At 63.6% G+C, this 10248-nt stretch carries 11 protein-coding genes and 1 pseudogene; 5 read left to right on the top strand and 7 right to left on the bottom strand.

What is annotated here, in order from left to right; all coding sequences use genetic code 11:
• Window positions 1-91: 91 nt before the first annotated feature.
• From ACIA76_RS43280 to ACIA76_RS43260, 5 genes are all read right to left on the bottom strand, one after another.
• Entirely contained in the window at window positions 92-313 is a 222-nt protein-coding gene (locus ACIA76_RS43280) for a hypothetical protein (protein WP_397161347.1), read from the bottom strand.
• 177 nt (window positions 314-490) lie between these two features.
• Window positions 491-805 carry a hypothetical protein gene (locus tag ACIA76_RS43275; protein ID WP_397161345.1) on the bottom strand — a complete coding sequence of 105 codons (315 nt, stop codon included), beginning with the start codon at window positions 803-805 and terminating at the stop codon, window positions 491-493.
• Window positions 806-835: 30 nt separating this feature from the next.
• The gene (locus ACIA76_RS43270) at window positions 836-1117 is read right to left on the bottom strand and encodes a hypothetical protein (RefSeq protein WP_397161344.1); all 282 of its coding nucleotides are present in this window, start codon (window positions 1115-1117) and stop codon (window positions 836-838) included.
• A 450-nt stretch (window positions 1118-1567) separates the two neighbouring features.
• Window positions 1568-2290 carry a hypothetical protein gene (locus ACIA76_RS43265; protein ID WP_397161342.1) on the bottom strand — a complete coding sequence of 241 codons (723 nt, stop codon included), beginning with the start codon at window positions 2288-2290 and terminating at the stop codon, window positions 1568-1570.
• Window positions 2291-2292: 2 nt separating this feature from the next.
• Window positions 2293-3519 (bottom strand): hypothetical protein, encoded by a 1227-nt coding sequence (locus tag ACIA76_RS43260; protein WP_397161340.1) that lies wholly within the window; start codon window positions 3517-3519, stop codon window positions 2293-2295.
• Window positions 3520-3808: 289 nt separating this feature from the next.
• Here ACIA76_RS43260 and ACIA76_RS43255 point away from each other — a divergent pair, with 289 nt between their 5' ends.
• On the top strand, window positions 3809-4147 hold the full coding sequence (locus tag ACIA76_RS43255; RefSeq protein WP_397161338.1) for a hypothetical protein: 339 nt from the start codon (window positions 3809-3811) through the stop codon (window positions 4145-4147).
• Here ACIA76_RS43255 and xerC read toward each other — a convergent pair.
• On the bottom strand, window positions 4054-4767 hold the full coding sequence (gene xerC, locus ACIA76_RS43250) for a tyrosine recombinase XerC (RefSeq protein ID WP_397161337.1): 714 nt from the start codon (window positions 4765-4767) through the stop codon (window positions 4054-4056). The two genes, ACIA76_RS43255 and xerC, sit on opposite strands and share 94 nt — an antisense overlap.
• 1419 nt (window positions 4768-6186) lie before the next feature.
• The gene (locus ACIA76_RS43245) at window positions 6187-6585 is read right to left on the bottom strand and encodes a hypothetical protein (RefSeq protein WP_397161335.1); all 399 of its coding nucleotides are present in this window, start codon (window positions 6583-6585) and stop codon (window positions 6187-6189) included.
• A gap of 22 nt (window positions 6586-6607) precedes the next feature.
• Here ACIA76_RS43245 and ACIA76_RS43240 point away from each other — a divergent pair, with 22 nt between their 5' ends.
• The 4 genes and pseudogenes from ACIA76_RS43240 to ACIA76_RS43225 all read left to right on the top strand — a co-directional run.
• Window positions 6608-7924, top strand: a complete 1317-nt coding sequence (locus tag ACIA76_RS43240) for an LGFP repeat-containing protein (protein ID WP_397161333.1) — start codon at window positions 6608-6610, stop codon at window positions 7922-7924.
• A gap of 17 nt (window positions 7925-7941) precedes the next feature.
• The gene (locus tag ACIA76_RS43235) at window positions 7942-8316 is read left to right on the top strand and encodes a hypothetical protein (protein WP_397161331.1); all 375 of its coding nucleotides are present in this window, start codon (window positions 7942-7944) and stop codon (window positions 8314-8316) included.
• Window positions 8309-8626, top strand: coding sequence for a hypothetical protein (locus ACIA76_RS43230; protein WP_397161330.1), 318 nt, complete (start codon window positions 8309-8311; stop codon window positions 8624-8626). The genes ACIA76_RS43235 and ACIA76_RS43230 overlap by 8 nt, the downstream gene beginning before the upstream one ends.
• 292 nt (window positions 8627-8918) lie before the next feature.
• Window positions 8919-9731: pseudogene (locus ACIA76_RS43225) on the top strand (transposase); the annotation flags it as partial.
• Window positions 9732-10248: the final 517 nt, after the last annotated feature.

Genomic DNA, 10248 nt, shown 5'->3' with positions numbered 1-10248 from the left:
CTGGCGTCGCAGACACCAACACCGCGCCCGCACCAGCCACTACCAGCGACGATCAAACCAACTCACACGAACGTGAAGTCCGGCTGGAGTACTAGAACGCGGCGACGGCGGCGATCTGCTCCGGGGTCGGGTCCGGCACCGGTGCGATCTCGTGCAGCAGGCACACCTCGAATTCTCCGTCGGCCCACCGAATCTCGGCGACGTGGTAGTCGGCGACCCCGTCCGGATCGACCGCCGGGTACGCCAGGATTTTGCCGACCGTGGTATCGACGCCCGTCTCGCCGATCCAATACACCGGCACACCGACCTTCATAACCTAATCCCCTTCTCTACCAGTATTTTTCGTGTCTATTTACGGTGATGAAACGATAGCTCTCGTGTTGCCGGAAGTGAAGTCGGGGATCGCCGTGGATGTTCGCGAAATACGCTGACGAGCAACAGAATTGGATGGATTCCGCGCGAGTGCGCGGTGTGGCGATCGAACGGCGGGTCAGTCCGGTTGTGGCCGGGGTGGGATGCGGGCGAGGTTCTCCGCCGCCGAGTAGGCGGCCGAGACCACCCAGTCGGCGAAGGTGATGGCCTGCTCGGGCAGCAGGGTGAGCAGGGCCTCGCGCTCGTTGATGTCGTCGTAGACCGCGACCCGTACGGTGCCGCCGCGCACGTCGACCAGGGCGTGGCCCCAGTCGCGGATGGTGACGCCCTCCCAGTCCATCCAGTCCCCCCGGCCGGGGTCGGGCTCGTCGCGCCACTCGACGTCGCGCTCCCGGCGACCTCGGTCGCGGTCGCGGTCCGGGTTCTCGGTCATCGTGTTCCCTCCCTATGTCGGTTGTGGTGGTCAGTTGGTGGGCAGGCCCGCAGCGCGCAGGACCTGCTGCGCGCCCTTGTACGCGCCGAACAACCGGCCGCCGGTACCGAAGCGGCCCTCGGCGAGCGAGGCCGCCAGAGCCTGCGGGTCGCGGCGCAGATGGTCGTGCAGGCGCAGGTCTGGGTCGGCCAGCTGCGCGATCACGACCGCCGGGTTGGTGTCACGCAGGTGCACGAGGGCGCGGTCGATCACCGCGCGCCGGGCCAGGGTGAGGTCGCGGTCGGGGATGATCCCGATGCGGTCCGGGTCCATGAGATTTCAGCTCCTTCGGTCATTGCTGGGTGGTTGCTTGCCACACCATGAACGCTCTGACCGGCGGGTGAAGTCAACATCTTTGTGAACAATGAAAATCGTTGCAGCACAACAAAATTCAGAGCTATTGTCGTCGTGCTCCCGGAACCTAGGCCGGGGGCTGGACTCGCCGTCGACGGATGGCGGGGTGGGGCCAGGGTTGGAACCGCCCCTCCAGGGTGGTGCGCCGAGTTCTAGTCTCGGACCCCGCACCTCGTAGTGCCCCCGCATCGGCTGCGGGGCCGCCAATCGCCACCTGAAGGGCGTAAACGAGAACCGACCGTCTCTCCCTGGTGTGTGGGAGTGAGCGGTCGGTTGTGGTGTCTCGGGCTCACGACCGAACTCCAGGCGGGTGAATCCACCTACTGGATAGTGGTCTCGTGCACGAGTGGAGGCCCGATGGTGGAGCTGCTATCTGGTTGGGGCCGTTGTTGGACGACTCGTGGTGGGGGCCGGGGTGCCGGTTCCGGTCGGGGTCGGTGTCGGACTCGGGGTCTGTGGTGGGATTGGGGTGTCGGTGATGTCGGAGGGGAGGGTGGCGGGGTCGGGCAGTTTCGGCCGTGTGTTTTCGTCTCCGAATGGCTTTTGATGGGCGATGGCGTCGCGCATTCGTTCGACGGCATCCGGTTCGGGTTGAGTGTTGGCTCGGTTCGGGCCGGTCAGTTCCGTGGCGCCGAGCCCGTTCGCGATGGTGAGCCATTTCTTCTCGGCGTAATAGCGGGCGATGAACAGGTAGGTTTTCGTGCTGGAGATCAATGGCATGCCGTCGACGACGATGAGGTTGTGGTCGTGGGACATGCCGCCGATCTGGTTGACCACGACTTTGGCGGGGAGGTCGCCTTTGAGTTCGGTGACGACCGATACCTGGAACTGAGTCTCCGGTGTGCCGGACGCCGGGGCCTTGGTGTCCAGGTATTTCTCTACGGTTCCGACGAAGATGGCGTCGGCCCAGCCTGCCACTGCGTCGCGGTCGCTCGCGTCGAATGCTGTGTCGCTGGTGACCTGGACGACTTTCGGTGCCGGTGGTTCCGGTGACGGCTCCGGCTGTGCGCAACCCGCGATGACGGCTGCGGTCAGCGCGGCGGTAGCGAGGTGGACGACCCGCGCGGAAGCTGATTTGAGGGTTGCGTGCATGATCAGGATGCTCCCCACATCGCTTGGTAGGACCTGTTATCGATGTCTCCGAATTGGAGTTGTGAGGTGACTCTGGCGAACATGATGTTGTCCTTGCAACTGTGACGTAGCCCCAGTGCATGTCCCATCTCGTGTAGAACGGTGTTCTTGTTCACGTCGGGGGGGTATGTGTCCATGTAGTGCGAGTTGAGCCTGATATCGGCGTTTTTGGTGTAGAGCCCGACGTAGGAGACGTCGGCACGATTCTCGTCGAACACGTGGATGATGGGTTGCCGGTCACCGGTCGTCACTACTTTCACGCGACCCTTGGAGTTCCACAATGTGATCGCGTTGCTGACTTCGCTCTTGTATTTGGAGTGGTCGAAGATGGTCAGCTGGGGTGTCGGGTTCGTGGAGACCGATGAAAAGTCCTTGTCGTAGAGTGGCAGCGCGAAGTTCCAGGTGATGATCCCGCCTTCGAAGGATTGGCACTTGCCCTCGTACCCGGTCGGGGTGTTGTTGCTGGTGTTCCCGCCGTCGACTTCGTCGGTGGTCGGGTACCCGTATCGCCCGTTCTCCCAGCCCGCTTTCACCCATTGATCGCGGATCGCGCCCCACACCGGGTGGACGCCGGTACGCGGGGAGAAGTAGATCTCGCCGCCCTCCATGTGCTGTCCGGCCCCGTTGTTGCGGGTGGCGAACTCGTCGCTGGCCGGGAAGCCGAGCTGGCCGTTCTCCCAGTTGTATTCGCCCCACTTGCCGTAAATCGCGCCCCAGATGTTGTGCGCCCCGGTGTTACCCGACCAGTAGATCGCCCCGCCCTCGAAGTTGTTGAACCGCCCCGGCTTCCCGGCCGGCACCTCCCTGCTCGTCGGATACTTCAACGGCCCGTTCTCCCAGCCGAGTTGGCCCCACTTGTCCCGAATGCTACCGCCGATCTGATGGGCGTGGCCGTTGGTCACCAGCGGATGCCAGTAGATCGAGCTGTTCTTCTCGAAGGCCTGCCAGCGGCCTCCCCGTGCGGCGTCGGATTCCGGATTGGTCGCATTGCCGAAGAAGTCGAATCCTCCGGTTTCGTCGTATTCGACCCTGATCGCGCCGCCGATCGGGTAGGGAGGATCGGCGGGCCGCGCCGATGCCGCGGCTGGGTCCAACGCGAGCATCGTGATCGTTGCGAGAACGGCGGCGGTCCGAACCGCGTGGGCGCGCCATCGTCGAGCGCGCCCGTGGTGTTGCCGACTGGATGTCATGTACCCCTCCTTCTCATCCCCTCACGAGACGCGGACTCCGTGAGACTGTGAAATCCCCTCTGGCTCACCGGAATACGTCCGTGATACGTCACGGTATCTGGGGGTCCGGCGAAGTGTCAGCAGATCTTCCGAACGGAAGTAAGTGACCGGATGAACTGTCGGCCAACGGATTTCGTCGACAGGATTGCGCGGAGCATTGTCTGCGAGCACCGCCCCTGCGTCGCGCTCGTTCCTCTATCCGCCACATCGTTGCTTCCACGCGGAGCGGCGGAAAGGGGTGAGGCTTGACGTGAGTTCTTCGAAATCGGTTGCAGCGCAGCAAGCCCTGCAGTTACGGAAGGCGGGCGTGGGGTATGCGAAGATCGCCGAGCAGATTGGTGTAACGGAGAACCGCGCCTACGACCTGGTCACGGCCGCGTTGCGGGCGCGGGAGGAGACCGCCGACATCGGGGCCCGCCTGGATTTGGAGCGGCTGGATGCGATGCTGCTCGGGCTGTGGAAGCGGATCGGGCAGGGTGATGCGAAAGCGGTCGCTCAGGGCCTGGATGTGATGCGCATGCGCGCCGATGTGCTCGCCGACCGCGCGAGCGACAGGGCGTCGCGGGTGGGCACCCAGATGTCCTTGTAGAAGTACCAGATCCGCACCGGGGACCCGTCGTCGAGCGCGAACAACCACTCGTCGGGATGACGACCATCGAGAGGTAGTCGCGCGACGAGATGGTCGGGCAGGTTGATCGTCCGAGTGGACTTCTTCGTCTTCGGCGTACCCAGAATCGGCTTGTTCCCGGTGTACTTCCACGCCTTGTGGATTCGCGCCGTGAGCTTGCTGCGGTTGATGTCGCGGACCCGCAGCGCGGTCACCTCACCCCAGCGGGCACCGGAGGCGAGCAGGAACTCCACCAGCAGCCGCCACCGATCCGGCAGCGCGGCGAGGAAGGCGGCGAACTCGTCCGGCTCCAGGAAACACATCTCGGTCGACACCACGCGCGGCAGTTTCGTGTGCTGGCACGGGTTCTCGGTCAGCAACTTGCGCCGCACGAGTGCCTTGCACAGCTGGAACAGCACACCGTGCTTGTTGGCGATCGTCTTCGCGGCGTTCCCGACGTTCTCGGCCAGATGATTCACCCAGCGCGGCACCGACAGATCAGTGAACACCGTGACGGGGGAGCCCGCGCCGAAGAACGGCTCGATGTCGTTGACGAGGATTCTCTTGTACCGGTTCCGTGTGCCCTTCTCGATCCCGGTCAAGCCTTCGATGATCTGGGTGCAGATCCCGTGCACCGGGCACGTCGGTGATCGGGGTCGTGGCGGCCTCGACGGAGTAGAGCATCCGCAGCCACTCGACCGCCCCGACCGTGTCCAGGACCTTCAGCCACCGCTCGGCTTCGGGCTCGGTTTCGAACTTCTCACACCCTTGGCTGCCCTGGTACCAGTAGATGATCTGGTAGTAGGTGCTGCCGTTCTTCCGCGTGCGTTCGCGGATCTTCGCCATGCCAACCTCTGAGGTACATATCCAACAGGTCAGACACTCCCGCACCGGGAGCGCCGTGAAACTGCCGACTGTCCTCGAATGCCACGAAAACCGTGACCGCACGTGACCGCAAATCAGGAGCAACCCGAAAGCTGCCCCTGACCTGCGGCTTCGCAGCGGAGGATAGGGGATTTGAAACCACCCGTTTCCGCAGGTAAGAGTGTTCTTTAGGGCGTTTCCGCTGCATTTCGGGACAATTCAGTACATTTCACGACACAAACGTTCGCTCCAGAACGTGACGCGGTCAAGGTGGTCGGGCGGGTCGTTTTGTCGCGGAATCCATAGGTGCCCAGCGGTTTTCCGTGTCGGTGGGTTTGCTCGGCGGTGCCCCACGCGCGCCCTTTCTGCGATCGCGTCACGCCCGCGCTCCGGCCTGATGCGGTAGCGTCCCGAGGTCGCCCAGTCCTGCGCTCGGAGAGGTCGCGGCAATCAGCTGGCGATTCAGCAAAAGGGTCTGTGCGGCCTTGCCTCCGGCGGTACGAAAAGGGTGTTGTGGCCGGGCGTTTCGGTATCGCGGCGGGCCAGGCGGCAACGATCGGCTGGTACTCCTCAGCGCACGGTGATCGTCGAGTGCTGGGACACTCGCGAATCCGAGGCTGCGTAGCTGGCGAAGCTCGCCCACGCGATCCTGCTGGCCGCTACCCGTGACCGGGTCGAACCTCGAATCCGGGCGGCGATCACGGTCGGTGCCCCTGTCAACCTGACCTGACCGGCGGCGTCGGTGAAATGGTGCGGTGAGCGGACGACGCCGCGAGGCTGATGACAGCGCGGGCCGTGCCGCTACTGCTGGGCGGTCGCAGTCGGTGGGCAGGGCCGAACCTCGCGCTTCAGATAGCCGCAGTGCACCAAACGCATGCCGGATGTGATATCGGTGTGCGGGAGGCGAATTTTGAACGCGCTCTAGCTTTGATTGAATTCTTGGTGTGTCGATTAGAGCGCTCCAGATGGTCGGTCGTCCAGCTGACGGTTGGCCATTCCTCTTGAGACGGAAGGGGTCTCGCTTTAAGATCCAGATTTCCGATGCCGAAGTTCCATTCCCCGACACACGACGCCCCTCTTCGGCGGAGTTAGGCGGGGCTAAACATCGATTTTCTGCAAAACGCTGGCTGCTGGTATCGATTTGAGTCGTTCAGCATTCAGGCAAACCGACACGTGATCCGTGTCTGCCTGCATACGTCGACACAATCGAGAAAGACCGTAGCTCTCATGTACCAGTTGATGCGGCATGCCCGCCGCCGACATATCCGGGCGGCGAGGGCCGTCACCATCGCGGCGATGCTCACCGTTCTGGCCACCGGCACCATCGCCCACGCCGAACCCGGCTCGCCCTCGGTCACACCGACCCCCTCGGTGACAACCTCGCCGCCGACCACACCCCAGCTGCCGGTCACCCCGGCGCCAACCACCACTACACCGTCGGCGCCATCCACCGGCGCTCCGGTACCGCCGTCTGAGCCATCCACGGCCACCCCGGCGCCGTCGGTGCCGCCCACGACCGCCCCGGTCCCGTCGGCCCCGCAACCGGCTCCGGTCACACCGGCTACCCCGAAACCGTCTGTGCCTGAGACCAATCCGGCACCACCGCCGAAGACCGGCTCGGGTGAGTGGGCGCCGACGGAGCATCCGAACGAGACGATCGTGCCGGGAAAGATGCGCTCGGACCGGGAGAAGATCCCCGACGGATACACCAAGGCCGACGCCGACAAGGCCGAAACCATGGAAGCCCGCATCGAAAAGCAGCGCATGTTACGGGTCGCCCCGGGCTGCCAGGTGTACTGGCCCGCCCCCTACGAGGTATGCGGCGCGATCCGCGACAAGTACAACTCCCTCGGCGGCCCCCGGAGCTTTCTGTTATTGCCCAAGTCCAACGAGCTCACCAACCCGGACCGTGTCGGCAAACGCACCGAGTTCCAGAACGGACCGATCTACTGGTCACCGCAGGGTGGGGCACACCCGGTGGTGAATCACTTCTTCGCCGCTTGGGCCCGGCAGGGCTGGGAGGGCGGTCACATCGGCTACCCGACCACCGACGAGATCGTCAACCCCGACAAGATCGGCCGTCGGCAGCACTTCACCGGCTCGACCATCTACTGGAACGCCCGTAATCCCATCCACGCCTACGCGATCGGCGGCAGGATCTTCGGCAAGTGGGGCGAAACCGGTTGGGAACAAGGCTTTCTCGGCTACCCGACCAGCGACGAGACCGGCACCCCGGACGGGGTGGGACGGTTCAATCAGTTCGAACGCGGCATGATGTACTGGACATTCCCGACCGACGCACACCCGGTTGCGGGCGGCATTCTGGCTTACTGGGCGTTCATCGGTTACGAAAAGAGCCCGTGGGGCTATCCCGTGAGTGACCAGTACGATGACGAGAAAGGATTGCCCACCCAGGCTTTCCAGAACGAGGTCGTGGACCTCACCAGCGAGGTGAAAGCCGCTGATCCGGATTACAAGTGGTATGCGCCGGGGCAGGAATGGGTCGTTAGGGATAAAGTGGGGGAATTCAAGGGTACCCGCCCCACGAAAGAGTGGGACACCAAGAGATTCATCTGGACCTTCCACCTCAGCGACTTCATGATCAACAAGGGCGTCAATGGCCTGAACACCCGAATGGGTTGCGTGACGTGGCTGAATCGCAACGGTGAACTGCAAACCTGGTATAACGACAGGAGTCATACCAACGAGGCGATCACCTATCAGTACCACGGTAGCATCCCGAATAATGAGGAATACGATAAATATCAATTACTCGGCATGTGTCAGTTCACCAACGATACGGTCCGGAAGAAGCCGAACGGCACGATAGCTTACGGTGTCACCCTTGCGCAGTTCGGGCACGCCTACCAATTCATCAAGAGCGAGGGTGAGTGATACGTGGGAGCGGCATCATGAACGATATGACACATGCGCGAATGATCACCGTCGATAAGCGGTCTGCTTTGTTCACGCTTCTCGGCACTCTCGGTTCCGTGCTGGGAGCATCGGCCGGGGCTGCATTGTGGAAGATTTCCAATGTATCTCTCGATGTCGAGATATATCGTCCGGGCGGGGAGTATGTTCAGGTGTCTCCTCCGGGTACTGTAGCCGAGTTGCAGGGGTTGCCCGGCCCGTGGATGCTGCTGCTGATTTCGATTGCGGTCGGAGCCGTGAGCGGGGTGGCAACCGCGTGGGCGCTGTCGCGAACGGGCTGGCGGCTGGTGCGAACTACAACGTTCGAGGTGCCGCACGAGGGATCACCGGATAGGAGCAGCACTGATGAGTGAAACAGGCGTCGTGCGGGAGTGGCATGTGGAGCTGGGGTGGGGAGTCATCGACTCCGCGTCGGTTCCCGGTGGATGCTGGGCGTCCTTCGGCGTGTTGAAGTCCGAGCGCAGGCATCTGGTCGCCGATGAGAAGGTGGAGTTCGAGTGGGAGTCGGCGGAGCAGGATGGGTTTCGCTTTCGGGCGTTGCGCGTCTGGCCCGCGGGAACCAGCCCTGTCGAGCCGCCGGTCAAACTGGAAACCACGGACACAGGCATGGCCGCCTGGGATATCGACCCCGTCACCTTGCAGCGACGGCGGATAGACCAGTAACGATCTTTTCGCTCGCGGGGGTGGGTCCCGGCCCACGCTGCGTGGGGTTCCCGGCCTGGTTCTACTGGCAAGTGCAGTGCGTGTGGCGAGCCGATCGTGGCTCGCCACACGTGTTTCACCGCCCGATCCGCATCCGCGAGGGTCGGTGCTTGGCGAGGTCGGCGGCGGCCCAGGCCATGTGGTAAGTGGCCAGCGACACCTTGGCGCGTGATCGACGTTGATGCGACGCGGCCGACTAGGAATCTGCTGAATAACCCGCGTGTTGTTCGGGCTCGTTGAGGATGATCATGGGGTGCAGGGTGCGGGTGGGTCGAATCCGGAGTTGATGGACGCGGCAGCGTTGGTCGGGCATTTGGTGCCTGTGGGCAGTGTGTTCGCGTTGCTGGCTGAGCATCGCCGGGAGTTGTTTCCGGCGGAGTTGTTTGCCGATCTGTTCCCGGCTCGCACGGGACGACCCAGCCTGCCGGGCGCGGTCGCGGCGTCGGTGCTGGTGTTGCAGGCGTTGCATGATCTGTCGGATCGGGAAGCGGTCGAGGCGCCGCGGTGTGATCTGCGGTGGAAGGTGGCCTGCGGGCTCGCGCTGGATGATGAGGGATTTCATCCGAGCACACTGACCTACTGGCGGCGGCGCCTGGCCACGTCGGATCGGCCGAACCGGATCTTCGACGCTGTCCGGGCGGTAGTCGCTGAAACTGGTGTGCTGCACGGGAAAACACGACGCGCGCTGGATTCGGTGGTACTCGACGACGCGGTCGCGACCCTGGATACGGTGACGCAATTGATCGCGGCGATCCGCAGGGTCCGCCGCGAGGTGCCCGGAGCTGTGGAAATCATTGCGGCACGGTGTCATGCCCACGACTACGACGATCCGGGCAAGCCATCGATCGCCTGGGATGATCCGGCCGCTCGTGAGGCGTTGGTGTCAGCGCTGGTCGGCGATGCCCACACGATTGTGAATGCGTTGGCAGGCAAAGAATTCGACGACAGCATCCGGGATCGGGCCGGGCAAGCGTTGGCACTGCTGGCCCTGATCGCCGGCCAAGACGTCGAACCGGCCGAGGGGTCCGACGGCACCGACGGCCGCTGGCGCATCGCCCGCAAGGTCATCGGGCGAGTCATTTTGGCGCGGAATCGGTAGGTGTGCAGCTGTTTTCGGTGTTGGTTGGTGTGCTCGGCGACCTCCCGCGCTCCCCGTACCGTGACGCGGTCACGGGCGGTGTTCCCGGCCTGAGGCGGTGGTGGCGGGAAGGTCGTCCGTCATGCGGTTGGAGAGGTTGTGGCAATCGGCTGGCGATCCATGGGGAGGGTCCTGTGTGGCCGCGTCTTCGGCGGTGGTTGCGGTCGGTGTGGTCCTGAGGCTGCGGTCTCTCCGCAACCCCTATCGCATCGGGAAGAGCCTTCTCGATACAGATGTACGAGAGTTGTTGCAAGTCAACCAATTTCGCAGTCTTCATGGCGAGGTGTCGATCTGTTGGATCGCATCTTCGCCGTGATGCTGAATGCCCAGCGTGACGGCCTATCGGTCGTGCTGTATCGAGGACGAAGTAATGGCATCGAGATCAGCTCGTGGACTGATGCGACCTTGCCGGCGGCGAGTCCCTGGGTGGCGGGTGCCCCTAGGC

The organism is Nocardia sp. NPDC051570 (assembly GCF_044454005.1).
Classification (GTDB): domain Bacteria; phylum Actinomycetota; class Actinomycetes; order Mycobacteriales; family Mycobacteriaceae; genus Nocardia.
The sequence above is the reverse complement of the archived record's forward strand: the minus strand, read 5'-3'. Positions and strand labels throughout refer to the sequence as shown.

Coding starts and splice junctions, on each gene's coding strand:
- ACIA76_RS43265 (WP_397161342.1), bottom strand. CDS start 2,290: ATGCACGCAACCCTCAAATCAGCTTCCGCGCGGGTCGTCCACCTCGCT.
- ACIA76_RS43275 (WP_397161345.1), bottom strand. CDS start 805: ATGACCGAGAACCCGGACCGCGACCGCGACCGAGGTCGCCGGGAGCGC.
- ACIA76_RS43235 (WP_397161331.1), top strand. CDS start 7,942: ATGAACGATATGACACATGCGCGAATGATCACCGTCGATAAGCGGTCT.
- ACIA76_RS43280 (WP_397161347.1), bottom strand. CDS start 313: ATGAAGGTCGGTGTGCCGGTGTATTGGATCGGCGAGACGGGCGTCGAT.
- ACIA76_RS43260 (WP_397161340.1), bottom strand. CDS start 3,519: ATGACATCCAGTCGGCAACACCACGGGCGCGCTCGACGATGGCGCGCC.
- ACIA76_RS43230 (WP_397161330.1), top strand. CDS start 8,309: ATGAGTGAAACAGGCGTCGTGCGGGAGTGGCATGTGGAGCTGGGGTGG.
- ACIA76_RS43270 (WP_397161344.1), bottom strand. CDS start 1,117: ATGGACCCGGACCGCATCGGGATCATCCCCGACCGCGACCTCACCCTG.